The sequence below is a fragment of the Pseudomonas sp. GM60 genome, assembly GCF_000282415.1.
Taxonomy (GTDB): Bacteria; Pseudomonadota; Gammaproteobacteria; order Pseudomonadales; family Pseudomonadaceae; genus Aquipseudomonas; species Aquipseudomonas migulae.
Genome location: NZ_AKJI01000052.1, coordinates 1 through 25,166 on the forward strand (window position 1 = coordinate 1; position 25,166 = coordinate 25,166).

Sequence of the window (25,166 nt, forward strand, 5' to 3'; positions counted from 1 at the left end):
TTGCCGGCGATGGCGATTTCACGGACGCCATCGCCAGCAAGCCGGGCTCCTACAAAGCGTTCAGCTGTTGCGGCGATAATTCATCAATCATCCGCAAGCAATGATTCAACCCTGGCGACACGTCGCCCACGCGTCGGCTGAGGATGATCGGCGAGGTCGCGTTGTCTTCCAGCAGCGGCGTGAAGCCGATGTCGTCGCGGTGCAGTAATTGCACCGACGCAGGCACCAGGGTTACGCCGATTCCTGCGCCCACCAAGCCGATGGCGGTTTGCAGTTCGTTGGTCCACTGCGCCACGTGAATGCTGACGCCATAGGACTCGAACAACCCGATCACATGGTCGGCGTAGCTGGGGCGCGGGTTGCCGGGGTACAGCACGAAAGGTTCCTTTGCCAGTTCGCGCAGGCTGATCGGCCCGGCCAGTAGCGGGTGACCGGCGGGCAGGGCGGCGACCAGCCGATCTTCGGTCAACACCGTCTGGATGATGGCCGGGTCGTCGATGCGGATGCGGCCGAAACCGATATCGATCCGACCGGCCTTGAGCGCCTGCACCTGTTGCAGCGTGGTCATTTCCGAGAGCCCCAGTTCCAGCTCCAGAGGCTCGCCGCTGCGCAAACGGCGGATCAGTTCCGGCAGCACGCCATAGAGTGTCGACGGCGCAAAACCAATCCCCAGCCAGGTTTTTTCCCCCAGGCCGATGCGTCGCGTGTTGTCGCAGACCTTGCCCAGTTGCTCCAGCAGGGCAGTGCTGTGTTCATGGAAAAACCGCCCGGCGTCGGTCAGCTTCAGCGGCCGTCCGCGATCCAGCAAAAGCACCCCAAGTTCATCCTCCAGTTGCTGAATCTGTCGGCTCAGCGGCGGCTGGGCAATGTGCAGCAGTTCGGCGGCGCGGGTGAAGTTGAGGGTTTGAGCCAACACCTGAAAATACCGCAGGTGACGCAGTTCCATGAGGCCTCCGTAAAGCAGTTTGCATACCTTAAAGGTATCAAGTCAGACCAATTCTATATTGGCTTCCCGAAAAAAGCCGTACCAGAATCGGTTCCAGAACTTTAAGAACCTGACGGGTATCGACATGCTTGCAACTGCCATTGAATCGATCGAGACGATCATCGTCGATCTGCCGACCATCCGCCCGCACAAGCTGGCGATGCACACCATGCAGAACCAGACGCTGGTGATCATTCGCGTGCGCTGCGCCGATGGCATTGAAGGCATTGGCGAATCCACCACCATCGGTGGCCTGGCGTATGGCAATGAAAGCCCGGACAGCATCAAGACCAACATCGACCGGCACTTCGCGCCGCTGCTGCTGGGTCAGGACAGCGCCAACGTCAACGCTGCGATGTTGCGCCTGGAGCGCAGCATCCGTGGCAACACCTTCGCCAAGTCAGGTATCGAAACCGCGTTGCTTGATGCCCAGGGCAAGCGCCTTGGCCTGCCGGTCAGCGAACTGCTGGGCGGCCGCGTTCGGGATGCGCTGCCAGTGGCCTGGACCCTGGCCAGCGGCGATACCGACAAGGACATCGCCGAAGCGGAAAAAATGCTCGACCTGCGCCGCCATCGCATCTTCAAACTGAAAATCGGTGCCGGCGAAGTCAATCGCGATCTGGCCCACGTCATCGCGATCAAGAAAGCCCTTGGCGATCGCGCCAGCGTGCGGGTCGATGTCAATCAGGCCTGGGATGAAGCCGTCGCGTTGCGCGCCTGCCGGATTCTCGGCAGCAACGGCATCGACCTGATCGAGCAGCCGATCTCGCGCAATAACCGCTCGGGCATGGCGCGCCTGAACGCCATCAGCCCGGCGCCAATCATGGCCGATGAATCCATCGAGTGCGTGGAAGATGCGTTCAACCTGGCCCGTGAAGGCGCGGCTTCGGTGTTCGCCCTGAAGATTGCCAAGAACGGTGGCCCACGCGCCGTGCTGCGAACCGCCGCGATTGCCGAAGCGGCGGGCATCGGCCTGTACGGCGGCACCATGCTTGAGGGTGGTCTGGGCACCATGGCGTCGGCCCATGCCTTCGTCACGCTGAACAAGCTGGCGTGGGACACCGAGCTGTTCGGCCCGCTGCTGTTGACCGAAGACATTCTCAGCGAGCCGCTGGTCTATCGCGATTTCGAGCTGCACGTGCCGAAAACCCCGGGATTGGGCCTGAACCTCGATGAAGAGCGCCTGGCGTTTTTCCGTCGAGACAAGACATCCACTGCCATTCATCAAGCCTGAGGAGAGCATTATGCTGTTCCACGTAAAGATGACCGTGAATTTGCCGGTCGACATGAACCCCGAACGCGCCGCGCAGCTCAAGGCTGACGAAAAAGCCCTGGCCCAGCGGCTGCAGGATCAAGGCAAGTGGCGTCACTTGTGGCGCATTGCCGGGCTCTATGCCAATTACAGCGTGTTCGATGTCGACAGCGTTCAAGAGCTGCACGACTTGCTCATGCAATTGCCGCTGTACCCGTACATGGCGATCGAAGTCACCGCGATGTGCCGGCATCCTTCTTCCATCCGCGAGGATGACCGCTGAACCTGGCCTGTTCAGTTCGCCACGCTAATAATTACAAGATGAGGAACCGATAAAATGAACGTAAAAATTTCCCACACTGCCAAAGCCCAGAAGTTTCTCGAAGAGGCCAGCGGCCTGCACAACGATGCCGGCAATCCACGCACCAAAGCCCTGATCTACCGCATCCTGCGTGACTCGGTGAACATCATCGAAGACCTCGCCGTGACCCCGGAAGAGTTCTGGAAAGCCGTCAACTACCTCAACGTGCTGGGTGCGCGCCAGGAGGCTGGACTAGTGGTGGCCGGGTTGGGCCTGGAACACTACCTCGACCTGCTGATGGACGCCGAAGACGAACAGGCCGGCAAGGCTGGCGGCACGCCGCGCACGATCGAAGGCCCGCTGTACGTGGCCGGTGCGCCATTGTCCCAAGGTGAAGCGCGTCTGGATGATGGCGTCGATCCGGGTGTGACGCTGTTCATGCAGGGCCGTGTGTTCAACACCGCCGGCGAACCGTTGGCCGGTGCGATTGTGGATGTCTGGCACGCCAATACCGGCGGCACTTATTCGTACTTCGATACCACGCAATCCGAATTCAACCTGCGTCGCCGCATCGTCACCGACGCCGAAGGTCGCTACCGCTTCCGCAGCATCGTGCCGTCGGGTTACGGCTGCCCGCCGGACGGTCCGACCCAGCAACTGCTCGATCAACTGGGTCGTCACGGCCAGCGTCCGGCGCACGTGCATTTCTTCATCTCGGCGCCGGATCATCGTCACCTGACCACACAGATCAACCTCGACGGCGATCAATACCTGCACGACGATTTCGCCTACGCCACCCGTGACGAGCTGATCGCGAAAATCACCTTCAGCGATGATCAACAACGCGCAGCGGCGCATGGCGTCAGCGGTCGTTTTGCCGAGATCGAATTCGATTTCACCTTGCAGTCGTCCGCCCAGCCGCAAGAGCAGCAGCGTCACGAGCGGGTTCGCGCGCTGGAGGACTGATCTCTATAACGGTGGGACCATTGTGGGAGCGAGCCTGCTCGCGAAAGCGGAGTGTCAGTCAACATTGATGTTGAAGCTGATGGCCCCTTCGCGAGCAAGCCCGCTCCCACAGTTGGTTGCTTTTCACCTGAAGAATCGCGATCGAATGTGGGAGCGGGCTTGCTCGCGAAGGGGCCCGGACATTCCACATGTCGATCAACTGACACACTGCTGCAAGCACTGCCTTAGAATGACCCGACGCACCCCATAAAAACAACGAGAGTGACCCGATGATGCAAGCGCAACTGTTGAGTCAGCGCAGCTCCGTATTCGACCATGCCGACCCGTACGCGGTGTCGGGCTACGTCAATCAGCATGTCGGTAATCATTGCATCCTGATGCCGCGCGCCGGGCAACCCCTGGCCAGTCTCAATCATCGCAAGTTTGCCAGCCTCGACCTGTGCCGCATCAGCTATGGCGGCAGCGTGCGGGTCACCTCGGGCGCACTGGAAAGCATCTACCACCTGCAAGTGTTGCTGCGTGGCAACTGCCTGTGGCGCGGGCACGGTCAGGAACATTACTTCGCGCCTGGCGAGTTGCTGCTGATCAATCCCGACGATCCGGTGGACCTGACGTACTCTGACGATTGCGAAAAATTCATCCTCAAAGTTCCCACGACGTTGCTTGAGTCCGTGTGCGACGAGCAGCGCTGGCGTTATCCGGGGCAGGGCGTGCGGTTTCTGGAGAACCGTTACCAACTCAATGAACTGGAAGGGTTTGTCGGACTGCTGGCGATGATTTGCCAGGAGGCCGAGGCCACCGAGCAGATTCCCAAGGTGCAGGAGCATTACGCACAGATCATCGTCAGCAAGATGCTCAGCCTGATGCAGACCAACGTCAGCCGCATCAACCTCGGCTCACAGACGGCCACGTTCGAGGTGATTGCCGACTACATCGCACGCCACCTCAAGCAGGACATCGACAGTGAAGAACTGGCGCGCCAGGCACGGATGAGCCTGCGTTCACTGTATGGCTTGTTCGAACGCAACGCCGGCACCACGCCGAAAAACTACATCCGGCAGAAACGTCTGGAGCGTATCAATGCTTGCCTGAGCGATCCGACCTGTAATGTGCGTAACGTTACGGAAGTGGCGATGGATTATGGGTTTCTGCATTTGGGGCGGTTTTCGGATAACTATCGCAAGCAGTTCGGCGAGTTACCGTCGGACACCCTCAAACGCCGCGACTGATCGCAGGTACACCACGAACTGTAGGAGCCGGCTTGCTGGCGATTCAAGCGACGCGGTCTATCTGACACGCCGCATCGCCTGAATCGCCAGCAAGCCGGCTCCTACAGAATGGTGGTGTGTCTGGCACACCGCGTTGCGTCGATCGCCGGCAAGCCGGCTCCTACATCGGTCTTTGCACTAAACGGATAAAGGTCTGCACCCAGCGGATAGTCCACCCTATTGCCCCGTCCTAGCATGAGCCTTGCCTGAACAATAACAATGGAGGCGGCGGCCATGACCCTGCGACCCGAATATCTTCAATCCTTGCTCGAGGACGATCCAGAACAAGGCATCTACCGCTGCAAGCGCGAGATGTTCACTGACCCGCGGCTGTTCGACCTTGAGATGGAACACATCTTCGAAGGCAACTGGCTGTACCTGGCGCACGAAAGCCAGATCCCCAACAAAAACGATTTCTACACCACCACCATGGGGCGCCAGTCGATCTTCATCGCGCGCAACAAGGACGGTGAGCTGAACGCCTTTATCAACGCCTGCAGTCACCGTGGCGCGATGCTTTGCCGACACAAGTCCGGCAACAAAAGCTCGTACACCTGCCCGTTCCACGGCTGGACCTTCAACAACTCCGGCAAACTGCTGAAGGTCAAAGACCCGGCAGCGGCGGGCTACCCGGCGAGCTTCAACTGCGAAGGCTCCCACGACCTGACCAAAGTCGCCCGCTTCGAATCCTATCGCGGCTTCCTGTTCGGCAGCCTCAAGGCTGACGTGGTGCCGCTGGTTGAGCATTTGGGCGAGTCGGCGAAGATCATCGACATGATCGTCGACCAGTCCGCCGACGGCCTGGAAGTGCTGCGCGGTTCGTCCAGCTACATCTACGAAGGCAACTGGAAACTCACCGCCGAAAACGGCGCCGACGGTTACCACGTCAGCTCGGTGCACTGGAACTACGCCGCCACCCAGAACCAGCGCAAACAGCGCGAGGCCGGCGACACCAACCCGACCATGAGCGCCGGCAGCTGGGCCAAGCAGGGCGGTGGTTTCTACTCGTTCGAAAAAGGCCACATGCTGCTCTGGACCCGTTGGGCCAACCCTGAGGATCGTCCGCTGTACGAACGTCGCGATGAGCTGGCCAAGGACTTCGGCAAGGCCCGCGCCGACTGGATGATCGAAAACTCGCGCAACCTGTGCCTGTACCCGAACGTGTACCTGATGGACCAGTTCAGCTCGCAGATCCGCATCGCCCGGCCGATTTCGGTCAACCGCACGGAAATCACCATTTACTGCATCGCCCCCAAAGGCGAAAGCGATCACGCCCGTTCGAGCCGGATTCGTCAGTACGAGGATTTCTTCAACGTCAGCGGCATGGCCACCCCGGACGATCTGGAAGAGTTTCGCTCCTGCCAGACCGGTTACCAGGGCAGCGTGACCGCCTGGAACGACATGTCCCGTGGCGCCGAGCACTGGGTCGAAGGCGCCGATGAGGCAGCGAAGGAAATTGACCTGCATCCGTTGCTCAGCGGTGTGCGCACCGAGGACGAAGGCCTGTTCGTGTTGCAGCACAAGTATTGGCAGCAAACCATGCTCAAGGCCCTGGCTGCCGAGCAATCGAAGCTGATTGCCGTGGAGACCGTGTAATGACCATCACCTATGAAACCGTGCGCGACTTCCTCTATCGCGAAGCGCGTTACCTCGATGACCGGCAATGGGACGAATGGCTGGAGTTGTACGCCACGGATGCGACGTTCTGGATGCCGTCCTGGGACGACAACGACGAACTGACTGAAGACCCGCAGCGGGAAATCTCGCTGATCTGGTACGGCAACCGCACGGGTCTGGAAGACCGCATCTTCCGCATCAAGACCGAGCGTTCCAGCGCCACGGTGCCGGACACCCGCACCTCGCACAACATCAGCAACATCGAGCTTCTGGAACAGGCGGACGGCCTGTGCAAGGTGCGCTTCAACTGGCACACCTTGAGCTTTCGCTACAAGACCGTCGACAGCTATTTCGGCAGCAGTTTCTACACCCTCGATATGCGCGGCGAAAACCCGCTGATCAAGGCCAAGAAAGTGATCCTGAAGAACGACTACGTTCGCCAGGTCATCGATGTTTACCACCTGTGAGGCGGCCGTCATGACTCATTCCATCGCATTTAATTTTGAAGACGGCGTCACCCGTTTCATCGACGCCAACGCCGGTGAAACCGTGGCCGACGCCGCGTACCGCCAAGGCATCAACATTCCGCTGGATTGCCGCGACGGCGCTTGCGGTACGTGCAAGTGTTTCGCCGAGGCCGGCAGTTACGACCTGGGCGAGGAATACATCGAAGACGCGCTCACGGCGGAGGAAGCCGAACAGGGTTTTGTCCTGACCTGCCAGATGCGCGCCCAGAGCGATTGCGTGGTTCGGGTGCCGGCCTCCTCGGAAGTCTGCCGCACCCAGCAGGCCAGTTTTGAAGCGACCATCAGCGCCGTGCGCCAGTTGTCCGACAGCACCATCGCACTGTCGATCAAGGGCGATGCGCTGAGCAAACTGGCGTTCCTGCCGGGGCAGTACGTGAACCTCGGGGTTCCCGGCAGCGAGCAGACCCGCGCCTATTCGTTCAGCTCGTTGCAGCGCGACGGCGAGGTCAGTTTCCTGATTCGCAATGTACCTGGCGGTTTGATGAGCAGCTTCCTCACCGGCATGGCCAAGGCCGGCGACAACATGAGCCTGGCCGGGCCGCTGGGCAGTTTTTATCTGCGCGACATCCGTCGGCCGTTGTTGCTGCTGGCCGGTGGTACGGGGCTTGCGCCATTCACCGCGATGCTGGAAAAAATCGCCGAGCAGGGCAGTGAACATCCGCTGCATCTGATCTACGGCGTGACCAACGATTTCGACCTGGTGGAAATGGATCGGCTGGAAGCCTTCGCCGCGCGAATCCCGAATTTCAGCTTTAGCGCCTGCGTGGCCAGCCCCGACAGCCAGCACCCGCTCAAGGGCTACGTGACCCAGCACATCGAGCCCAAACACTTGAACGAGGGCGACGTCGATGTCTACCTGTGCGGCCCGCCGCCGATGGTCGAGGCGGTCAGCCAGTACATTCGCGAGCAAGGCATTGCGCCGGTGAATTTCTACTACGAAAAATTCGCTGCCAGCGCGGCATAAAGCTGTGTGACCACGTCCCCCTGTAGGAGCTGGCTTGCCAGCGATGGACGTTAACGATAACGCGTTTTTACAGGACTAATGCGGTGCCTGTGCGTCCATCGCTGGCAAGCCAGCTCCTACAGGTCTAGAGCGATTTTAGATTCGAGGCAGGTATGAACAGATTTCACGAAAAAGTCGCGTTGATCACCGGTGCCGCCCAAGGTATCGGCCGGCGTGTTGCCGAGCGCATGGCGGCGGAAGGGGCGCGGTTGATTCTGGTTGACCGCTCCGAGCTGGTGTTTGAAGTGCAGCAGCAATTGGGGAAGGACAGCCAGGTGCTCGCGCTGACCGCCGATCTAGAGCAATACGGCGAATGCAACCGTGTGATGCAAACCGCCGTCGAACGCTTCGGTCGTCTCGACATCCTCATCAACAATGTCGGCGGGACGATCTGGGCCAAGCCGTTCGAACACTACGAAGCCGAGCAGATCGAGGCCGAAGTCCGCCGTTCGCTGTTCCCGACGTTATGGTGCTGTCATGCGGCGCTGCCGTTCATGCTGGAGCAGGGCAGCGGCGCCATCGTCAACGTCTCGTCCATCGCCACGCGCAGCATCAACCGTGTGCCGTACGGTGCGGCGAAGGGCGGGGTGAATGCGCTGACCGCGTGCCTGGCGTTCGAAACCGCCGGTCGTGGCGTGCGGGTCAATGCCACGGCACCCGGAGGCACCGAAGCGCCGCCGCGGGTGATTCCGCGTAACAGCGCCGAACAGAGCGCCGAAGAAAAAGTGTGGTACCAGCAGATCGTCGACCAGACGCTCGACAGCAGTTTGATGAAGCGCTATGGCACGCTGGATGAGCAGGCAGGCGCTATTCTGTTTCTGGCCAGCGACGAAGCGTCCTATATCACCGGCATGATCATGCCGGTGGGTGGTGGCGACCAGGGCTGACAGCGTTCGCCAACAACCCCATCAAACGGAGTCAACGTGATGAGTGAAAAAACCACGATCGTGCTGGTCCATGGTTTTTGGGGCGGTGCCGCCCACTGGAACAAGGTTATCGCCGAACTGCTGAAAAAGGGCTACACCCGCATCCGCGCGGTCGAGATGCCGCTCACGTCGCTGGCCGATGATGCCGAACGCACGCGCAAAATGGTCGCGCAAGTGGCGGGGCCGGTGCTGTTGGTGGGGCATTCCTATGGCGGTGCGGTCATCACTGAGGCCGGCGATCAAGCGAATGTCGTGGGTCTGGTGTACATCGCCGCGTTCGCGCCGGACGCGGGTGAAAGTCCCGGCGCCATCACTCAACGGCATCCACCCGCTGCCGCAGCGAACCTGGCCCCCGACAGTGATGGTTATTTGTGGGTCAAACCGGAGCTTTACCACGAAAGCTTCTGTCAGGACTTGCCCGCAGCCGAAGGATTGGTCATGGGCATCACCCAAAAAGCCCCCTTGGCCGGCACGTTTGGCGATGCGATCACTACGGTGGCGTGGAAGAACAAACCGTCGTGGTATCAGGTGTCGACCGACGACCGGATGATCGCGCCGCAAAACCAGCAGTGGATGGCGGGGCGGTTGAACGCCAAAGAGGTCCTGACGTTGCACGCCAGTCACGCGTCCCTTGCCTCGATGCCGGTCGAAGTGGCGGCGTTTATCGACAAGGCGGCAACGGCAGTGGCCAAGGCCTGACCCACCTTACAGGCGACGCTGAAACGCTCTGACGATTCGCAGCGTGGCGTCGCTGGTGTTCAGGTTCTGCACGGCGTCCAGCGGATACCACAGGCAGTCGAAAATTTCGTTTTGCGGCCGGGCCTCAGACGAGTTGAGCACCGACGCCTCGTAAACGTGGTGTCGGGTGCCGCCCGTTTCCAGTTGCATCAGGTACAGCATGTCGTCGACCCCAAGCCCGGTCTCCTCCTGAAGCTCACGCATGGCGGCGCCTGCCGCGGTTTCTCCGGGCTCGACCTTTCCGCCGGGCAACGTCCAGCGACACCTTGGCTTGCGCACCAGGAGAACGTGCCGGTCCTGCTCACAAATGACGGTTGCGCGTACTTTCATGTGTTACCTGAATGCCTGTTGTCATAAAACAGTAATAAAAATGCAATATTCAGGCCGCCCAAGGCTGCACGGGCCTCTTGGCTGGTTAGAGGTCTCACAGGGGCTGAAAGTGCAACCGAATGGCGGAATCCTGTCGCGACGTCTGGTCGGCACCTCGGCAAAGGGCGGGTGTAAGGTAGGCAGGTCAATCCTGGACATCAGTACCGAAAATGGAGGTGACTTATGAGCGTTCCGATGCTGAATAAGATGCACATGAACGGTTATGACGTACTTAGCGTGAGCAATGGCCCATGGCGGGTGTGCACCCAAGGTGACCAACTGGGCGCTTTTGCCAGCCGGGAAGAGGCACTGGCCTTTGCCGCGGCACTTCCCGGTTACAAATCCCGGGCCAAAAGGCCGGCAAGCAACCAGACGACGGTTAAGTAAAACGCTTCTAGCCCCGGTTTTTTCCGGGGCTTTTCATTTCGTCTCAGTAACCGCCGCCGCCCCCGCCAGCGCTATGGGAAGACTCCCTGGCTTTTGTTTGCAGGCGGCTCCATTCCGCACAGGTGATGAAGCTGGTGTGGTCGACCTTGCCCCGGTCATCGAAACTGACGTTGTACGCCTGTTGACGGCCGGCTTTCGTCAGCTTGTAGTCATAGCAAGTACCAGGCACAGCCGTGCGGTCGGTGATGGTTTGAGGCGGGCCGCCGATTTGCTCGACCTGATCCTTGCTCATTCCGGTCTCGACGTTGGCGACCAACGGGAGGTCGCCATAGAGGCGTGATTCAGTGCTGCAGCCCGCCAGCGCTGCCAGTACGACAACCAGCGCGAATAAAGGCTTGTTCATGGCCGCGCTCCTGTTCAGTGAGCTTTGTTGCGACTGATGGCCTTCGCTTTCACTTCTTCGGCATAGCCTGCCAATCGCTGTTCGTCGCCCTGAAACAGGTCGCACAGCCTCAGCACCGCCTGCGCATCGACATCATTGCCAGACAGCTTTAACTGGTCTGCCAGGCGCAAAAGCTCTACAGCCGACCACCTCAGGTCCGACGCAACGCTTTGCAGGTCACGTCGAAGTTCGTTTTCAGATTCGTTGAGCCACATGACGATCTCCAGAAAACCTCTGCTACGAAATTTTAGTCCCATTTCCCTGGACAGGGCGTTTTGTTCGTCCGAACTGCCAATGCTGCCTTTGGTCGGGAAGATGCACGCGAGCGAAAAGATTTGCTGTCGTATTGAAGTGGCGAATTTCCGCCGGGGCGAGGCAATTTCAAATGACGACGACCGATGACTTCAGGGTTCACGCGCATGAGCTGATGGTCGATCTGGACGCGGCGACCACGGAGATGATGAAGCTGATTTCCGCTCATCAACTCAGCGGCCCGGAATGGGAGCGGGTCATTCAATGGCAGCACGAAGCGTATGAACGATGGATGACTTTCCTGAACGAGCGGCCCGCTGCGCATCCCGGCCAGAACATCGACAAACATTGAGAAAGGCTCATTGAATGGATGTCTGCAAGACGACGCGCTACATTTCCTTTTTTTTGAATAGGGGGGCGTCATGCGGACGTTGATTGCGGGAGTCGTGGTGGCGTTACTGGCGGGGTGCTCCTTGCCTGCGTCACTGGTGCCGGGTGAGCCGAATTTCAGCAAATACAGTGAGAAGGCGCCGAAGGAGTATGCCGCCTGCGTATTGCCGGCGTGGCAGAAACAGATTTCCAATACGACTCAAACGCCGATTTCCAATGGCTACCGGATCAAGGCGCCGAGCATCATCACGGCCGACGAAATTCTGGATGTCGTGAAATCGAAAGAGGGCAGCCGGGTTTCGCTGTATCAAGGGCCGCCATGGGCCAAGTCAGGCGCACTGCGTCAGTCGGTTCGTGACTGTTTGTAAGACTTGGCCGCGAGTTATTGCGGCGTTTGATAGATTGCCATCGCCAGCAAGCCGGCTCCTACAAGGACACCGCAATTTCCTGTAGGAGCCGGCTTGCTGGCGATGGCGTCAGTCGCCAAACACATTTCAAATGTTGGTAACCGCAATGGTCTGTTCGTCAGCGACCGGGGCAGCGCTTTTCTTGTCCCGGCGATCACTCATCCAGTTATCAACCTGAGCACTGAACTCCGAGGGCGCCTTTCGTCCGACTTTCCTGGCGAGATCCAGGATGGTCTGCTGGGCGAGGGCATCTTCCATGCGTTTCTGCGCCGTCATCATGACCGCATGGACCGAGCAATGGCCTGACACCGCCCAATCCGGGGCGGAACCTTCGAACAGGGCGCAACGCGCGCGAATTTCCCGGCAATCGAAAATCAGCTTTTGGCCGTCGATGGCATTGACGATATCGAGCACGCTGATTTCGTCGGAGGGCCGGGCCAGCTTGAACCCGCCGCGCACGCCTTCAGTGGCGACCACCAGTTTTGCCTTGGCCAGTTTGGTGAAAATTTTCGCCAGATAGTCCAGTGGCACGCCTTGCAGCTCTGCGAGGTCACGCACGCTCGCCTCACGGGTGTCGCCGCAATTGCCCACCAGGAAAATCAGGCAATGAATGCCGTACTCAACGCCAGCGCTGTAAAGAGACATTTGGATCTCCGACTAATCTTGTCGCAAATGTTAGCAGCTGAAGGTTAGGCAGGCAACGAATCCCGTCGGCGCATCTCTCTGGGTATTACCCCTTGTGCGTGGGTAAAGGCTCTCTCGGTCGAGCCATCGAACCTTTCGATGGCAACCATCAGAAAAAACCGATTGCGTAAATTAACTAGGATCAATACAGTCGTAGTTATTCGGTCGGCACTGACAAGCACACGACCTCTACGAATTCATTGATCGGCCTTCTCACGGAGTTAAAGATGAAACAGCACATTCTGGTAATCGGCGCAGGTTTCGGTGGCATGTGGACGGCTTTGAGCGCCACACGCCTGTTCGACATTCATGGTCACAACGACGTAGAAGTCACCGTCCTGGCCCCGCAGGCCGAGCTGCGCGTGCGTCCGCGCTTCTATGAGCCGAACGCGCACCAACTGGCCGCGCCGATTGGCGAGCTGTTCGATGCGGTGGGCGTGAAGTTCATCAAGGGCGCTGCGCAAACCATCGACGTCGGGCAAAAACGCGTGGGTTATGTCGACGCCTCGGGTTCGAAACAGGTGTGCAGCTACGACAAACTCGTTCTGGCCACCGGCAGCCGCCTGGCGATTCCGGCGACCGCAGGCGTGGCTGAACATGCGTTCGATGTCGACCAAATCGAAGAAGCCGTGCGCCTGGAAAACCATCTGAAATCCCTGGCCAGCCTGCCGGAAAGCAAAGCCCGCAACACCGTGGTGGTGGCCGGCGGCGGCTTCACCGGGATTGAAACGGCGACCGAAATGACCGCACGTCTGCGTGCCATTTTGGGCGATCAGGCCGACGTCGAGGTGATCATTGTCGATCGTGGCGAGAGAATTGGCGGGTCGATGGGGGCTGAAATCGCCAAGTCGATCGAAGAGGCCAGTATTGAAACCGGTGTGAAATGGCACTTGAAGGCTTCGGTCCTTTCCGTCGATGCCAACGGTGTCACTTTGAGCGACGGCCAGCGTATCGAGGCCAAAACCGTGGTCTGGACCACCGGCGTGCGCGCCAGTTCGCTGACCGAGCAGATCCCTGCCGAACGCGATCACCTGGGCCGCCTGCACGTGGACAGCCACCTGAAAGTCATCGGTCAGGACGATATCTTTGCCACCGGCGATGTGGCTTATGCCGCGTCCGACGACATTGGCAACTACGCCTTGATGACCTGCCAACACGCCATCGTATTGGGGCGTCACGCCGGCAATAACGTTGCCGCGCAGATCCTGGGCGTGGACCCGACGCCGTACAGCCAACCCAAATACGTCACCTGCCTGGACCTGGGTGCCTGGGGCGCGGTGTACACCGAGGGCTGGGACCGTCAGGTCAAACTGGTGAAACAGGAAGGCAAGAACCTGAAAACGCAGATCAACACCGTGTGGATCTACCCGCCGGCAGCTGATCGTGCAACCGCATGGGCCGCAGCAGATCCGCTGATCCCGATCGCTTGAGTCGCTGAGCGGAAATCACCCGAATCCCTGTAGGAGCGAGCCTGCTCGCGATGGAGTGTCAGCCACATTGGGTTGACTGACACACCATCGCGAGCAGGCTCGCTCCTACAGGTTCTTGCGTTCGTGAAATAACGTGTGTATTTTTTCATGAAAATTAAATAATAAAATTTCATGAGGCCCACATGTTCCAGCAATCCACCCGCCACGTCGCCAGTTACTACGCTCACACTTGCGCAGATCGCTTGGTGGAACGTGCGGCGTTGGAGGGCGAGCACGACACCGACGTGTTGATCATCGGCGCCGGCTTCAGTGGTTTGCACACAGCATTGCGACTGGCCCTGGCGGGCAAGCGCGTGACGCTGCTGGAAGCCAGTCGAGTGGCCTGGGCGGCGTCGGGGCGCAATGGCGGTCAGGCCATTCTCGGTTGGTCGTGCGATATGCCGCCGCTGGAGGCCGCGCTGGGTTATGAGCGTGCGCGACGCCTGTGGGACGGCATGCGCTGGGCCGCGCAGGAATTGCGCGCGCTGCCTGCCCGGCATGAATTCGATTGTGATTATCGGCCAGGCCACCTCTGGACATCGGTGATGCCGCGACGGGTGAGCCTGCTGACCGAGTGGCAACACGAGGCGAGCCACAAATGGGGTCACGATGGATTGCAATTCATTCCCCGTGAGCAGTTGCCGCAATGGGTCGCCAGCGAGCGCTACCAGGCGGGCCTGTTTGATCCTGAAGGCGGACACCTGAACCCGTTGAAACTGGCACTCGGCCTGGCGGCTGCCATCGAGCGCGCCGGTGGTCGTATTCATGAACAAAGCAAGGCGCTGAATTACCGCGAGGAGGGTGGCCGGTACGTGGTCACCACTGAGCGCGGGCGCATCCGGGCCGATGTGCTGGTGCTGGCGTGCAATGCCTATCTGGACCGGCTCGATCCGCAGCTATCAAGTTGTGTGTTGCCGGTCGGCACCTATCAGGTGGCCACCGCGCCGCTCTCGCAAGCACAGGCGACCGCGCTCCTGCCGAGCAATGTCTGCGTCACCGACAATCAGTTCGTTCTCGATTATTTCCGTCGTACGCCGGATAACCGCTTGCTGTTCGGCGGCGGTTGCACCTACCTGGGGGGCATGCCGAAGGACATCGCCGCCGCGACCCGGCCGTTCCTGCAACGGGTATTTCCTCAGCTCAAGGGCGTCGAACTGGAATTCGCCTGGGGCGGCCATATCGACCTCACGCTCAATCGCACGCCTGACATTGGCCGACGCGGCGATCTCTATTGGCTGCAGGGTTATTCGGGCCACGGTGTGCTGCCGACCCTGGCCGGGGCTCGCGCCGTGTCCGACGCGATACTCGGTCAGGCAGACGAGCTGGGCTTGTATCAGGGCCTGGTCAACGGCAGTTTCCCCGGCGGCAAATACATGGCAGCGCCCCTGGAAGCCATCGGCAAGGCCTGGTATCGGTTGCGCGACAGCCTTTGAAACGCACATTTTCTGGAAGCTTTCAGATGGACATGCAAGAAGAGATTTCGGCGCTGGCGATCCTGATTCAGGACCTGCGCAAACACAAGAAATACACGCTCAAGGAACTGGCGGACAAGATCGGTCGCTCCGTCGGTTTTCTTTCGCAAGTCGAGCGTGGATTGTCACGTCCGACCGTGGCGGACTTGACCGCGATCAGCGAAACCCTCGGCGTGCCGACCACCTATTTCTACAGCTTGCCCAAACCCATGGCCTTGCCGTGGGTGACCCGTCCGGACGAGCGCCGCACGCTGTATTACGCCGACGGCATCACCGACATTCTGGTCTCGCCGAAAATGCGCGCCTCGTTCTCGATGCTCGAAAGCCGTCTCGAGCCCGGCGCCAGCAGTGGTGACCGGCACATGGATGACAGCTCGGAGCAGGGCGGTTACGTGCTCGAAGGGCAACTGACACTTTGGCTGGATGACAATCAACCGGTCACCCTGGGGGCCGGGGACAGCTTTCAACTCGCCAGCCATACCCATTGCCGCTACGGCAATCTCACCGATCAGCTCACCCGGGTGCTCTGGGTTTACACCTGATAAAAACAACAAGGAACAACATGATGGATGCTGTCTGCTCTGATCTGGTTGCTGAAGTGCGCGCATTTCGGCAGCGCTTTCCGGATGTGCGCTACGTCGACCTGATTTCCCTGGACATCCCGGGGCATTTCTACGGCAAGCGCTATCCGATCGAGATGCTCGAAAAGGTCGCCGCCGGCAGCGCGCTCAAGCTGCCGCAGAATTGTGTATTGCTCGGCACTCAAGGCGGGCTGTTCAAAATCGGCGACTACTGTTTCAACGACGGCGACCCGGATGCGCCCCGTCGGTTGGTGCCGGGTACGTTGAAAATTGTCGACTGGGAAAAACAGCCGCTGGGGCAGATGTTGATCACCTCCAGCGGCACTGAAAAACCGATCGTCTTCGAGCCTCGGGAAGTACTGGCGCAAGTGCTGGAACGCCTCGCTGGCAAAGGGATCTTCCCGGTGGTGGCTTTCGAATTGGAGTTCTACCTGTTCGATCGCCAGTTGCGTGACGGCTTGCCGCAGTTTGCGCGCGATCCGCTGACCGACGATGCGGACGATCAGCCGAACATGCACATCGAGCGGCTGTCGCGGTTTGCGCCGGTGCTCGATGAAATGGTCGAGACGGCGCGGGCGCAAGGCATCGACACCACGGTGATTACTGCCGAGCTGGGCCCGGGTCAGTTCGAAATCAACTTCGGCCACCTGGATGACGGCCTGCGGGCTGCCGACTGGGCGGCGCTGTTTTGCCGTAGCACCCGTGGCGTGGCGCTCAAGCACAACTACCGCGCCAGTTTCATGGCCAAGCCTTACTTGCAACACCCCGGCAGCGGCATGCATGTTCATGTGAGCCTGTACGACGAGGCGGGCAATAACCTTTTAGCGGCCAATGACCAACAGCCGCTGCGCCATGCCGTGGCCGGTTGCCTAGAACTGTTGCCGCATTGCATGCCGATCTTCGCGCCGAACCACAATGCGCTGCGTCGCTTGAGCGGCACCGTGAATGTCGCGACGCGTGCCAGTTGGGGTTTCGAAGATCGGGATGCCTGCCTGCGGGTTCCTGAGTCGGACGCGAGGAATCTGCGCATCGAACATCGCCTCGCCGGTGCCGATGCCAACCCGTATCTGGTGTTGGCGGCGATTCTGGTCGGGTTGGAACAAGGACTTGAAACCGGTCGTCAACCGATAGCACCGTTGAATGAAGATCGCAGCAGTGGCATCAACTTCCCGCTGGAGATGCTGGAGGCCGTTCAATCCATGCAACACAACGCGCAGTTGCGTGAAGGGTTGGGTGCGGAGTTTGTAAATGTCTACTGCGAAAACAAGCGTCAGGACCATTTGGCATTTATGCAGGACATCAATGCGCGTGAATATCGCTGGTACTTATAGTTGACCGCTTTTCGTTACTCGACCTTAAAAAAAGTGTGGATATTTAAGGACTTGGAAAGATTAGTAACCGGCTGGTGAGTCAAAATATCTTGTTACACGGTGAAATATTCCGTAATATCCGCACCGCGTTCACCACCACGGTTTATGCATTTTTAAATCCCAGGCGTCCATCAGCTGCCTGGGATTTTTTTTTGCCTGAAATAAGCTGTGCTTCAAAAAATATTCATTCAGTTAGAACGATTATTTCTTTCGGTTATTTAAATAGACCTCTTCTGCATATCCATAACCGTGAAATCCGCGTTGTGAATTGGGTTGTATCTGCAATCGAATCCGAATGGCGGTCATGGCAGAAATAGACGTTCCATCCACCTCGTTAAAGCTGCCCCAGCATCAAATTCCGCTGTTCGATGGTCATCTTGTTGCCCCCGACCCAATCCTTAGAATCGGCCCCATCAGCTTCGTCCAACTATTCAAACCTTTGGGGAACAACACCATGATGAACGCCATGCAGATGCAAATGCCGATGAACGCCAACATGCCGATGATGCCGATGATGGGCATGCCGATGATGATGGCGACCATGACGTGCGAAATGATGGACGACGGCATGATGTGCAAAATGATGCCGGCCGCGGGCATGGACATGGCGATGTTCAAGAACAGCGCGGAAATGATGCAGATGATGATGAACTGCGGCATGCCGATGATGATGCACTGCGGCAACATGAGCATGATGTGCATGTCCCAGGCGGCCATGGCCATGCCGATGATGAACATGATGATGCCAATGCCGATGATGGGCATGCCGATGCCGTCGATGAAGTGCGTGATGGAATGCACCATGATGGCTGACGGCATGATGTGCAAAATCATGCCGATGGCGGGCATGAACATGGACATGATGAAAAACTGCTGCACCCTGATGATGAAAATGATGAACGATTGCAGCATGCCGATGATGATGAGCTGCAATGGCATGCCGATGATGTGCTGCACCTGCTGATCCTGAGCGACAGCCATTAAAAAGCCCGGCCAATGCAGATTGGCCGGGCTTTTTTATGTCCTGCTTTTGTAGGAGCCAGGCTTGCCAGCGAAGGCGTACTTGAGATCGGCATCGCCGGCAAGCCGGCTCCTACAATGTCTGCGTCGTTCGATGAATTGGAGTTGACCACCCGCCCTGTAGGAGCCAGGCTTGCCGGCGAAGGCGTACTTGAGGGCGCCATCGCCAGCAAGCCGGCTCCTACAATGTTTGCGTCGTTCGATGAGTTGGAGTTGACCACCCGCCCTGTAGGAGCCGGCTTGCTGGCGATGGCGTCAGCAAAGCCACCATCACCCGCAAGCCGGTTTTGTCAGTCAAGGCGTTCCGGGTAAGTCACCACCAGATACGCCACCGCTTCACTGTCCGCCGGGTTGCGATAGCGGTGGGGCTGGTCGGCGTAAAACAGGATCGAATCGCCGGTGGAAAGCAGGTAGCGTTCGTCGTTGACGCTGATTTCCAGTACGCCCTGCGAAACCACCAGGTTCTCCTGGACGCCGGGGCCATGGCCCTCGGAGACGTCCTCTCCCAATGGGCTCAGGCGCAGTTCGTAAAACTCCGATTGGCGCGCCACGTCAAACGGGAACAGCGCTCGGCTGACAAAGGCGCCGCTGGCGCTGACCAGGCGTTTGCTCTGGCTCGCCGATAACACGGCCACCCCTTCAAAGGCCCGATGTTCAAGAAATGCGGCCACTGAAACCTTCAAGCCTTTGGCGATTTTGCACAGCACTTTGATCGACGGCACGCTGCGTCCGGATTCGATCTGCGCGAGCATCGCCCGGCTCACACCGCATTGTCGTGCGAGGGCGTCGAGGGAGAGGTGACGCTTGCCCCGCAGGCGCTGCAGGTTTTGCGCGACCCGCTCGCAGATCGGGTCCTCTTCCAGTGATTCGAGGTTGTTCAGGTCCAGCACGGGTTCGTCAGCGCTCGCCAGAAAGCGCGAGGGGTTTTGTGTATTCACGCCTGACGAGTCTCGGTCGAACGCGAAGCCTGAACCCACTGAAAGGCCTGCAGGCCAGCATTGCGTGCGTACATTTCCCACATGGCCCGTGCCCGTTGCTGCGCTTGTTTGCGTTTGCGGTAGCTGGCGAAGTCGATGATGTTGGCGGTCGGATTCATAGGGCTCTTCACTGTCGTGGTGAATGACGGGATGGTCTGAGACTACGCGGATATTTTTATAACGATAAATACTGTTTATGTATTTATTAATTCCTTTTGGTTCTTTTAAAAGCCAGCTATCAGAAGGACTCTGGATGCCCCCCTGATCCTGTAGGAGCCGGCTTGCTGGCGATCGGATCGATGCGGTGTATCAAGCCAGACGCCATCGCCGGCAAGCCAGCTCTTACAGGATTCTGTGTTTATCAAATGACCTTGTAGGAGCCGGCTTGCCGGCGATGGCGGCGCATCGGACACACCGCGTCGCTTCAATCGCCAGCAAGCCGGCTCCTACAGGTCCGACGTTTAATGCCCCACCAATTCCTCAAGCAGCTGTTCCTTGTACCCCTGCAACACCGTTGAAGCCCGGTCCCGAGGGTGGGGCAGGTCGACCTTGATTTCGTGCTTGATCCGGCCCGGGTGGGCGTCCATCACGATGACCCGGTCGCCCAGGTACAGCGCTTCTTCGATGTCGTGGGTGACCATGATCACCGTGCAGCGCTGTTGCACCCAGATCCTTTGCAACTCATGTTGCAGGCGTACCCGGGTCAAGGCGTCGAGGGCGCCGAGGGGTTCGTCGAGCAGCAGCACTTTCGGTTGGTTGATCAGTGCGCGGGCGATGGCCGCGCGCTGCGCCATGCCGCCGGACAACTGGTGAGGGTAGGCGTTTTCAAAACCTTCGAGGTTGACCAGCGCAATGTGCTCGGCCACCAAACGGTCCTTTTCTGCCTTGGACAACGGATGGTTTTTCAGCGCCAGGGCAATGTTCTGGTTCAGGGTCATCCACGGAAACAGTCGATGGTCCTGAAACACGATCCCGCGTTCCAGGCTCGTGCCGACCACCCGTTTGCCATCCAGCAGAATGTCGCCTTCATAGTCGTCCTCCAGCCCGACGACCAGCCGCAGCAGCGTCGACTTGCCGCAACCGCTGGCACCGACGATGCTGACGAACTCACCGGGACGAACGTCGAGATTGATCTGCTGCAGCACCGGCAAAGGCTGGCCTTCGATCCGGTAGGCCTTGCTCAGGCCGCGAATCTGCAGCGCACCAGTGTGTAATGAGGTGCTGTGTGGCACAGCGTGTTGGGCAATTGCGTTCATGGTTATCGGCCTTTCAGCGAATGTTGCGCCAGCGCAGCAGATGGCGGCTAAGAAGAGTGAACAGCAGGGTCATCAGGTAACCGCAGAGGCCGATGCACAGCACGCTGAGGACGATGACTTCCATGCGTGAGCCGGCTTCGGCGTTCATCATCAGGTTGCCCAGGCCGGCGCCCGAAGACAGGAACAGTTCGCTGCCCACCGCAGTGACCCAGGCAAACGCCAGCGCATGCAGCACGCCGGTGGCAATGCTCGGCAGCGCCGCCGGCAGCAGCACATGACGAAAGCGTTGCCAGCGGCTCAGCACCAGCACTTGGCCGACCTCGCGATAGCGCTTCTCGACATGGCTGAAACCCTGATACGTGTTGAGGACCATTGGATAGAACGCCGCGAGACTGACGATCAACACTTTGGAAAACTCGCCATTGCCAAACCACATGGCGATCAACGGAATCCAGCCGAGCATCGGCACCTGGCGGATCGAATGAAACAGCGGCCCGACCAGCCGATTGGCCACTGCCGACAGCGCCATCAGCACCCCCAGCAGCACGCCGAAGACAATGCCCAGTGCAAGGCCGGTGCTGGTGCGGGCCAGGCTGGCCAGCAGGTTCACCAGCAACTCGCCGTTGGCCAACAGTTCAAGCAACGCCGCGCCGATCGCCGACAACGGCACAAAGGCGTACGCGCCGGCGGCACCCTGGCGCGACAGGTATTCCCAGCCGCCGATCAACAGCAGCGGCAGCAGCAGGCCGCGGGATTTGGCAAGCAATCGAATCATCATCGGCTCCTAGCGGGTCTGCCAGCGGAACAACCGCTGTTCCAGTTGGCGAAAGGTGAAGTCCAGGGCGAAACCGATAACGCCGGTCACCACAATCCCGACCATCACCACATCAATGCGCAACATCTGCCGGCTCATTTCGATCATCTGCCCCAGACCGCTGTCGGCGGCCAGCAACTCGGTGGCCACCAACACCACCCAGGCGCGGGTCAGGCTGATGCGAAAACCGGTGATGATCGGCGGCGCGGCAGCGGGCAGGGCGATGGCGCGAACAAACGTCGGCCAGCGCAGGCGATACACATCGGCGACTTCGAAGTAGCTGCGCGGAATGGCCTTGACCCCTTCGCTGGCGGCCAGCGCCACCGGGAAGAACGCGGTCTTGGCGACGATGATGATCTTGAAGGTTTCATCGATGCCGAACAGCAGCACAAACATCGGGATCAGCGCGATGCTGGGGATCTGGCGCAGGGTGTGGAACAGCGGCGAGCAGTAGATCTCGACGTTCTTCGACAACGCCATCAGCACCCCGAACGCCAGGCCCAGCAGCGAGCCGATGCCGAAACCCAGCCCCAGTCGTGACAGGCTGTTGAGCAAGTGGTCGAGCAGCTCACCGCTGGCCGACAGTTCCTCGAAGGTCTGCCACACCTGAGCGGGCGGGACGAGCAGGTTGCGCGGGAAAATCCCGGCCTCGGCCACCACCGCCCAGAGCAACAGCAGGGCGGCAGGGGAGATGAGCCAGGTCAGTGAAAACAACAGACGTCGGGTACGCATGGCGGGTCTTATTTCGGCGAAGTACCGCAGGGGTATCGCAAGAGGTGTGCCATTCGCGATGCACCTGGCAACACACAGCCCCTGTAGGAGCCAGCTTGCTGGCGATGGCGGCATCATGCACACCCGAAATCGTGCAGACCGCATCGCCGGCAAGCCGGCTCCTACAAGAGCGGTGGTGCTTCACCAACACCCATTGCTGCCCCAGCAACACCCCATCAGCACCCGCGTCAGAACTCGTAACTGACGCTGGTGTAATAGAACGCACCTTGCGCACCTTCAGGGCTGGTGATCGAGTATTTCGGTACGCCGTACAACTGCGCGCCTTCCGCCTTGTCCGGGTGCGTGTCGAACAGGTTGATCGCGCCCACCGACAGCTTCAGCGCCTTGTTGAAGGTGTACGACACATCCAGGTCCGTAACCCATTGCGGGCTGTAGGTCTGATCCAGGGTCGGGTTGGTGGCGTTGAGGCTTTTCCATTCACCGTAACGACGCTGAGCCACGGTCACACCCCACTCATCAAACAGCCAGTTGGCGCTCAGCACCAGTTTGGTTTCCGGTGTGCCGTCCTCGATCAGGCCCTGAGTAGTACGGCCGACAATCTGCGAACCCTTGATGTTGCCGACATCGCGCAGGGCGGTGATTTTCGTGTTGTTCTGGCTGATGCCGCTGCTCAGGTTCAGGCGTCCCCATTGCTGCAGGTCCAGCTGATAGTTACCCATCAGCTCGATCCCGTCGGTGCGGGTGTCGGCAACGTTGGTGTAGAAGGCCGCGCTCTGGATATTCGCGTAGGGCGTGCCGGCGAAAATCGGCGACACCACCGCCGCCGGCAACTGATCGGAGAGGGTGATGCGGTTGTCGATGTCGATCCGGTAGGCGTCCAGCGTCACCGACGCATTGGCCAACGGACGCCAGACCAGGCCCAGGGAATAACTGGTGGACTCTTCCGGTTTCAGCGACTTGCCGCCCAGCAGCGCCGCTTCCGGGCTGTCGGCGCGCAATGTGCGTTGCTGCACTTCGACGAAGTTGCCGCTGCCGGGCGGCTGCTCGACCACCTGCACGCTGAACGAAGACAAGCCGCTCTGCACCAGCGACGGCGCGCGATAACCCGTGCTGGCCGTGGCCCGTGCGGCGATCTGCGGGGTGAAGTCATAACGCAGCGACAGTTTGCCGTTGGTGGTGTCGCCGAAGTCCGAATAGTGCTCGGTGCGCACCGCGACGCCGGCCTGGAATTTCTCGGTGATCTGCCCTTCGACGTCGATGTAGGCACCCAGCACGTTGCGGTCCAGTGAAGCCGCATCGACCTGGGTGATGCCCGAGTAGTAACCCGGGATGCGCCGGCCGGTAACCGGGTCGACGGTGTTGAACAACGGGCCGTTCTGCCAGCCTGCCGCTTCGCCGGCGCTCAGCTCGTAATTCTCCTGACGCCAGGCCAGGCCGGCCGAGAGTGTCAGCGGCTTGAACAGCAGGTCGGTGGGGAAATCCCGCACCCAGTCCAGCGTCACGTTGGTCTGATCGGCCTCCCGTTCGCCGGTGAAGATTTTTTCCGGGCTGGTGGCGCCCCAGCTGGGGTTGATCGCGTTACGGTCGGTGGACTTCAGGGTGTTGTTGCCATGGTTCACGGCGAAGTCGAATTTACCCAGAAGGTCGTCTTCGTAACGCAGGCCGCCGGTCAGCGCATAGTCTTCCAGCGAATAGCGCGTGATCGGCAGGCGCCCGTCCGGGAAGCGCTGCAACGCGGTGCTGCTGTAGTTGTTGCGCAGGGTGGTGGGCGGGTCGAAGAAGCCTTCGGCGTCGGTGTTTTTGTGCGAGTAGGTGGCGAAACCGTAGGCCGTCAGACCGTCGCCGATGCCGACTTCGCTGTTCGCGGCGAAGTTGTACTGGTCCGAGACATTGCCCGAGCCCCAGCGCCAGGTGCGGTAGCGGTTGTTCTGCTCGCGCGGCGTGTTGATGCTGGTGGAGCCGGGGTAGAAGATCCGGTTGTCAGGGTTGGTGTCGCTGGCCGGGTCCTGGCTGCCGGCGTCGAAACTCAGGGTCAGGAAGCCGTCGTTGGGCAGGGCGAAACCTTTCCAGCCGCTGAGTTTGCGCTGGATGCCGTCACCCTTGTCGTAGCCGCCGAAGCGGTAACCGAGGTTGCCGCCGTCGTCCTTTTCCTTGAGCACGATGTTGATCACCCCGGCGATGGCGTCGGAGCCGTATTGAGCGGCAGCACCGTCGCGCAGGATTTCGACGCGCTGGATCGAGCTCAAGGGGATCAGGCTCAGGTCGACCGCGGCGGCGCCACGGCCATTGACCAGGCTTTGCCGCGTGACGTTGGCGCTGGTGTGGCGGCGTTTGCCGTTGACCAGCACCAGCACCTGATCGGAGGCCAGGCCACGCAACGAGGCGCCCTGAGCGATGGAACCGGAGAACGCGCCCTGGGGCGATTGCGGATAGCTGAACGAAGGCGACAGGGCCGTGAGCGCGCCGGACAGGTCGCTCGCACCGGTCTGCTGCAATTGCTCGCCGGTCAAGACGTCTACCGGCGCGGCGCTTTCCAGTGCGGTGACATCACTGCGCCGGGTGCCGAGCACCACGACAGTGTCCAGGTGATCGCCGCTGGCGGTGGGTTGGGTTTCGGCAGCCGAAACAGGCACGGCAAGGCTGCCAATGACCAGCGCAATAGCGCCGGCCAACGGAGTGCGATGGAACATGAGCAGAGTCCTTAAAAGGTCCGCAGCCCCTGTAGGAGCCGGCTTGCCGGCGATGGCGACCGCATGAGCGATGCGCGCCTTGAGGCCCCATCGCCAGCAAGCCGGCTCCTACAGGGGAAGCGGTGTCACGGAAATTGAGAACAACACAATCCTTTGTAGGAGCCGGCTTGCTGGCGATAGCGTCCTCACTGGCGACGCATGGCTTGAAGGCCCCATCGCTGGCAAGCCAGCTCCTACAGGTTGAGCGGTATTACATAAATTGCGGACGACA

At 59.9% G+C, this 25,166-nt stretch carries 28 protein-coding genes; 17 read left to right on the forward strand and 11 right to left on the reverse strand.

Annotated elements, in window-relative coordinates:
- Window positions 1-49: 49 nt before the first annotated feature.
- Window positions 50-946 carry a LysR family transcriptional regulator gene (locus PMI32_RS15490; RefSeq protein ID WP_008029078.1) on the reverse strand — a complete coding sequence of 299 codons (897 nt, stop codon included), beginning with the start codon at window positions 944-946 and terminating at the stop codon, window positions 50-52.
- A gap of 124 nt (window positions 947-1,070) precedes the next feature.
- On the opposite strand from PMI32_RS15490, the gene PMI32_RS15485 reads away from it, so the two are divergent.
- The 9 genes from PMI32_RS15485 (at window position 1,071) to PMI32_RS15445 (ending at window position 9,544) form a co-directional block, all read left to right on the forward strand.
- A complete protein-coding gene (locus tag PMI32_RS15485) occupies window positions 1,071-2,219 on the forward strand; it encodes a muconate cycloisomerase family protein (protein WP_008029080.1) in 1,149 nt (382 codons plus the stop codon).
- A gap of 10 nt (window positions 2,220-2,229) precedes the next feature.
- Complete coding sequence (catC, locus tag PMI32_RS15480; protein ID WP_008029082.1) at window positions 2,230-2,520, forward strand: muconolactone Delta-isomerase; 291 nt, start codon at window positions 2,230-2,232, stop codon at window positions 2,518-2,520.
- A 54-nt stretch (window positions 2,521-2,574) separates the two neighbouring features.
- Window positions 2,575-3,504, forward strand: coding sequence for a catechol 1,2-dioxygenase (gene catA / locus PMI32_RS15475; RefSeq protein ID WP_008029084.1), 930 nt, complete (start codon window positions 2,575-2,577; stop codon window positions 3,502-3,504).
- Between the two features lie 269 nt (window positions 3,505-3,773).
- A complete protein-coding gene (locus tag PMI32_RS15470; RefSeq protein ID WP_008029088.1) occupies window positions 3,774-4,733 on the forward strand; it encodes an AraC family transcriptional regulator in 960 nt (319 codons plus the stop codon).
- Window positions 4,734-5,006: 273 nt separating this feature from the next.
- Window positions 5,007-6,368 (forward strand): benzoate 1,2-dioxygenase large subunit, encoded by a 1,362-nt coding sequence (benA, locus tag PMI32_RS15465; protein WP_008029090.1) that lies wholly within the window; start codon window positions 5,007-5,009, stop codon window positions 6,366-6,368.
- A complete protein-coding gene (gene benB, locus PMI32_RS15460; RefSeq protein WP_008029093.1) occupies window positions 6,368-6,856 on the forward strand; it encodes a benzoate 1,2-dioxygenase small subunit in 489 nt (162 codons plus the stop codon). The genes benA and benB overlap by 1 nt, the downstream gene beginning before the upstream one ends.
- Before the next feature lie 10 nt (window positions 6,857-6,866).
- The gene (benC, locus tag PMI32_RS15455) at window positions 6,867-7,880 is read left to right on the forward strand and encodes a benzoate 1,2-dioxygenase electron transfer component BenC (protein ID WP_008029094.1); all 1,014 of its coding nucleotides are present in this window, start codon (window positions 6,867-6,869) and stop codon (window positions 7,878-7,880) included.
- Window positions 7,881-8,032: 152 nt separating this feature from the next.
- A complete protein-coding gene (locus PMI32_RS15450) occupies window positions 8,033-8,806 on the forward strand; it encodes a 1,6-dihydroxycyclohexa-2,4-diene-1-carboxylate dehydrogenase (protein ID WP_008029096.1) in 774 nt (257 codons plus the stop codon).
- A gap of 39 nt (window positions 8,807-8,845) precedes the next feature.
- On the forward strand, window positions 8,846-9,544 hold the full coding sequence (locus PMI32_RS15445; protein ID WP_008029098.1) for an alpha/beta hydrolase: 699 nt from the start codon (window positions 8,846-8,848) through the stop codon (window positions 9,542-9,544).
- A gap of 6 nt (window positions 9,545-9,550) precedes the next feature.
- Here PMI32_RS15445 and PMI32_RS15440 read toward each other — a convergent pair whose 3' ends face one another.
- Complete coding sequence (locus PMI32_RS15440; RefSeq protein ID WP_008029100.1) at window positions 9,551-9,913, reverse strand: NUDIX hydrolase; 363 nt, start codon at window positions 9,911-9,913, stop codon at window positions 9,551-9,553.
- A gap of 222 nt (window positions 9,914-10,135) precedes the next feature.
- On the opposite strand from PMI32_RS15440, the gene PMI32_RS15435 reads away from it, so the two are divergent.
- Window positions 10,136-10,339 (forward strand): hypothetical protein, encoded by a 204-nt coding sequence (locus PMI32_RS15435; protein ID WP_008029102.1) that lies wholly within the window; start codon window positions 10,136-10,138, stop codon window positions 10,337-10,339.
- A 43-nt stretch (window positions 10,340-10,382) separates the two neighbouring features.
- Here the strand turns inward: PMI32_RS15435 and osmE are convergent, their stop codons facing one another.
- Both osmE and PMI32_RS15425 read right to left on the reverse strand, forming a co-directional pair.
- Window positions 10,383-10,742, reverse strand: coding sequence for an osmotically-inducible lipoprotein OsmE (osmE, locus tag PMI32_RS15430; RefSeq protein WP_008029104.1), 360 nt, complete (start codon window positions 10,740-10,742; stop codon window positions 10,383-10,385).
- A gap of 14 nt (window positions 10,743-10,756) precedes the next feature.
- Window positions 10,757-10,996 carry a hypothetical protein gene (locus tag PMI32_RS15425; RefSeq protein ID WP_008029106.1) on the reverse strand — a complete coding sequence of 80 codons (240 nt, stop codon included), beginning with the start codon at window positions 10,994-10,996 and terminating at the stop codon, window positions 10,757-10,759.
- 170 nt (window positions 10,997-11,166) lie between these two features.
- On the opposite strand from PMI32_RS15425, the gene PMI32_RS15420 reads away from it, so the two are divergent.
- Together PMI32_RS15420 and PMI32_RS15415 are read left to right on the forward strand one after the other, a co-directional pair.
- Entirely contained in the window at window positions 11,167-11,385 is a 219-nt protein-coding gene (locus PMI32_RS15420) for a hypothetical protein (protein WP_008029107.1), read from the forward strand.
- 70 nt (window positions 11,386-11,455) lie between these two features.
- Window positions 11,456-11,791: a hypothetical protein gene (locus tag PMI32_RS15415; RefSeq protein ID WP_008029109.1), complete on the forward strand. Its 336-nt coding sequence runs from the start codon at window positions 11,456-11,458 to the stop codon at window positions 11,789-11,791.
- Window positions 11,792-11,917: 126 nt separating this feature from the next.
- Here PMI32_RS15415 and PMI32_RS15410 read toward each other — a convergent pair whose 3' ends face one another.
- Window positions 11,918-12,475, reverse strand: a complete 558-nt coding sequence (locus PMI32_RS15410; protein ID WP_008029111.1) for an RrF2 family transcriptional regulator — start codon at window positions 12,473-12,475, stop codon at window positions 11,918-11,920.
- A 266-nt stretch (window positions 12,476-12,741) separates the two neighbouring features.
- Between PMI32_RS15410 and PMI32_RS15405 the strand changes: the two genes are divergently transcribed.
- From PMI32_RS15405 to PMI32_RS29755, 5 genes are all read left to right on the forward strand, one after another.
- Complete coding sequence (locus PMI32_RS15405; RefSeq protein ID WP_008029112.1) at window positions 12,742-13,944, forward strand: NAD(P)/FAD-dependent oxidoreductase; 1,203 nt, start codon at window positions 12,742-12,744, stop codon at window positions 13,942-13,944.
- Between the two features lie 182 nt (window positions 13,945-14,126).
- Window positions 14,127-15,416: an NAD(P)/FAD-dependent oxidoreductase gene (locus tag PMI32_RS15400; RefSeq protein WP_008029114.1), complete on the forward strand. Its 1,290-nt coding sequence runs from the start codon at window positions 14,127-14,129 to the stop codon at window positions 15,414-15,416.
- Between the two features lie 26 nt (window positions 15,417-15,442).
- On the forward strand, window positions 15,443-15,997 hold the full coding sequence (locus PMI32_RS15395) for a helix-turn-helix domain-containing protein (RefSeq protein WP_008029115.1): 555 nt from the start codon (window positions 15,443-15,445) through the stop codon (window positions 15,995-15,997).
- Between the two features lie 23 nt (window positions 15,998-16,020).
- Entirely contained in the window at window positions 16,021-17,367 is a 1,347-nt protein-coding gene (locus PMI32_RS15390; RefSeq protein WP_032828749.1) for a glutamine synthetase family protein, read from the forward strand.
- A 493-nt stretch (window positions 17,368-17,860) separates the two neighbouring features.
- Window positions 17,861-18,370: a hypothetical protein gene (locus tag PMI32_RS29755; protein WP_081500240.1), complete on the forward strand. Its 510-nt coding sequence runs from the start codon at window positions 17,861-17,863 to the stop codon at window positions 18,368-18,370.
- Window positions 18,371-18,716: 346 nt separating this feature from the next.
- Here PMI32_RS29755 and PMI32_RS15380 read toward each other — a convergent pair whose 3' ends face one another.
- The 6 genes from PMI32_RS15380 to PMI32_RS15360 form a co-directional block, all read right to left on the reverse strand.
- Window positions 18,717-19,307, reverse strand: coding sequence for a helix-turn-helix domain-containing protein (locus PMI32_RS15380; RefSeq protein ID WP_162130711.1), 591 nt, complete (start codon window positions 19,305-19,307; stop codon window positions 18,717-18,719).
- Window positions 19,308-19,360: 53 nt separating this feature from the next.
- Window positions 19,361-19,522: a hypothetical protein gene (locus PMI32_RS30430; RefSeq protein WP_177318177.1), complete on the reverse strand. Its 162-nt coding sequence runs from the start codon at window positions 19,520-19,522 to the stop codon at window positions 19,361-19,363.
- Between the two features lie 342 nt (window positions 19,523-19,864).
- Window positions 19,865-20,659, reverse strand: a complete 795-nt coding sequence (locus tag PMI32_RS15375) for an ABC transporter ATP-binding protein (protein WP_008029125.1) — start codon at window positions 20,657-20,659, stop codon at window positions 19,865-19,867.
- 13 nt (window positions 20,660-20,672) lie between these two features.
- Complete coding sequence (locus tag PMI32_RS15370; RefSeq protein ID WP_008029127.1) at window positions 20,673-21,434, reverse strand: ABC transporter permease; 762 nt, start codon at window positions 21,432-21,434, stop codon at window positions 20,673-20,675.
- A gap of 9 nt (window positions 21,435-21,443) precedes the next feature.
- Window positions 21,444-22,205: an ABC transporter permease gene (locus tag PMI32_RS15365; protein WP_008029130.1), complete on the reverse strand. Its 762-nt coding sequence runs from the start codon at window positions 22,203-22,205 to the stop codon at window positions 21,444-21,446.
- A gap of 227 nt (window positions 22,206-22,432) precedes the next feature.
- Complete coding sequence (locus PMI32_RS15360; RefSeq protein WP_008029132.1) at window positions 22,433-24,895, reverse strand: TonB-dependent receptor plug domain-containing protein; 2,463 nt, start codon at window positions 24,893-24,895, stop codon at window positions 22,433-22,435.
- Window positions 24,896-25,166 lie beyond the last annotated feature (271 nt).

Bases quoted from the DNA above. Each gene is read 5' to 3' on its own strand.
- PMI32_RS15490 (WP_008029078.1), bottom strand. From the start codon at position 946: ATGGAACTGCGTCACCTGCGGTATTTTCAGGTGTTGGCTCAAACCCTC.
- PMI32_RS15485 (WP_008029080.1), top strand. From the start codon at position 1,071: ATGCTTGCAACTGCCATTGAATCGATCGAGACGATCATCGTCGATCTG.
- catC (WP_008029082.1), top strand. From the start codon at position 2,230: ATGCTGTTCCACGTAAAGATGACCGTGAATTTGCCGGTCGACATGAAC.
- catA (WP_008029084.1), top strand. From the start codon at position 2,575: ATGAACGTAAAAATTTCCCACACTGCCAAAGCCCAGAAGTTTCTCGAA.
- PMI32_RS15470 (WP_008029088.1), top strand. From the start codon at position 3,774: ATGATGCAAGCGCAACTGTTGAGTCAGCGCAGCTCCGTATTCGACCAT.
- benA (WP_008029090.1), top strand. From the start codon at position 5,007: ATGACCCTGCGACCCGAATATCTTCAATCCTTGCTCGAGGACGATCCA.
- benB (WP_008029093.1), top strand. From the start codon at position 6,368: ATGACCATCACCTATGAAACCGTGCGCGACTTCCTCTATCGCGAAGCG.
- benC (WP_008029094.1), top strand. From the start codon at position 6,867: ATGACTCATTCCATCGCATTTAATTTTGAAGACGGCGTCACCCGTTTC.
- PMI32_RS15450 (WP_008029096.1), top strand. From the start codon at position 8,033: ATGAACAGATTTCACGAAAAAGTCGCGTTGATCACCGGTGCCGCCCAA.
- PMI32_RS15445 (WP_008029098.1), top strand. From the start codon at position 8,846: ATGAGTGAAAAAACCACGATCGTGCTGGTCCATGGTTTTTGGGGCGGT.
- PMI32_RS15440 (WP_008029100.1), bottom strand. From the start codon at position 9,913: ATGAAAGTACGCGCAACCGTCATTTGTGAGCAGGACCGGCACGTTCTC.
- PMI32_RS15435 (WP_008029102.1), top strand. From the start codon at position 10,136: ATGAGCGTTCCGATGCTGAATAAGATGCACATGAACGGTTATGACGTA.
- osmE (WP_008029104.1), bottom strand. From the start codon at position 10,742: ATGAACAAGCCTTTATTCGCGCTGGTTGTCGTACTGGCAGCGCTGGCG.
- PMI32_RS15425 (WP_008029106.1), bottom strand. From the start codon at position 10,996: ATGTGGCTCAACGAATCTGAAAACGAACTTCGACGTGACCTGCAAAGC.
- PMI32_RS15420 (WP_008029107.1), top strand. From the start codon at position 11,167: ATGACGACGACCGATGACTTCAGGGTTCACGCGCATGAGCTGATGGTC.
- PMI32_RS15415 (WP_008029109.1), top strand. From the start codon at position 11,456: ATGCGGACGTTGATTGCGGGAGTCGTGGTGGCGTTACTGGCGGGGTGC.
- PMI32_RS15410 (WP_008029111.1), bottom strand. From the start codon at position 12,475: ATGTCTCTTTACAGCGCTGGCGTTGAGTACGGCATTCATTGCCTGATT.
- PMI32_RS15405 (WP_008029112.1), top strand. From the start codon at position 12,742: ATGAAACAGCACATTCTGGTAATCGGCGCAGGTTTCGGTGGCATGTGG.
- PMI32_RS15400 (WP_008029114.1), top strand. From the start codon at position 14,127: ATGTTCCAGCAATCCACCCGCCACGTCGCCAGTTACTACGCTCACACT.
- PMI32_RS15395 (WP_008029115.1), top strand. From the start codon at position 15,443: ATGGACATGCAAGAAGAGATTTCGGCGCTGGCGATCCTGATTCAGGAC.
- PMI32_RS15390 (WP_032828749.1), top strand. From the start codon at position 16,021: ATGGATGCTGTCTGCTCTGATCTGGTTGCTGAAGTGCGCGCATTTCGG.
- PMI32_RS29755 (WP_081500240.1), top strand. From the start codon at position 17,861: ATGATGAACGCCATGCAGATGCAAATGCCGATGAACGCCAACATGCCG.
- PMI32_RS30430 (WP_177318177.1), bottom strand. From the start codon at position 19,522: ATGAATCCGACCGCCAACATCATCGACTTCGCCAGCTACCGCAAACGC.
- PMI32_RS15375 (WP_008029125.1), bottom strand. From the start codon at position 20,659: ATGAACGCAATTGCCCAACACGCTGTGCCACACAGCACCTCATTACAC.
- PMI32_RS15370 (WP_008029127.1), bottom strand. From the start codon at position 21,434: ATGATTCGATTGCTTGCCAAATCCCGCGGCCTGCTGCTGCCGCTGCTG.
- PMI32_RS15365 (WP_008029130.1), bottom strand. From the start codon at position 22,205: ATGCGTACCCGACGTCTGTTGTTTTCACTGACCTGGCTCATCTCCCCT.
- PMI32_RS15360 (WP_008029132.1), bottom strand. From the start codon at position 24,895: ATGTTCCATCGCACTCCGTTGGCCGGCGCTATTGCGCTGGTCATTGGC.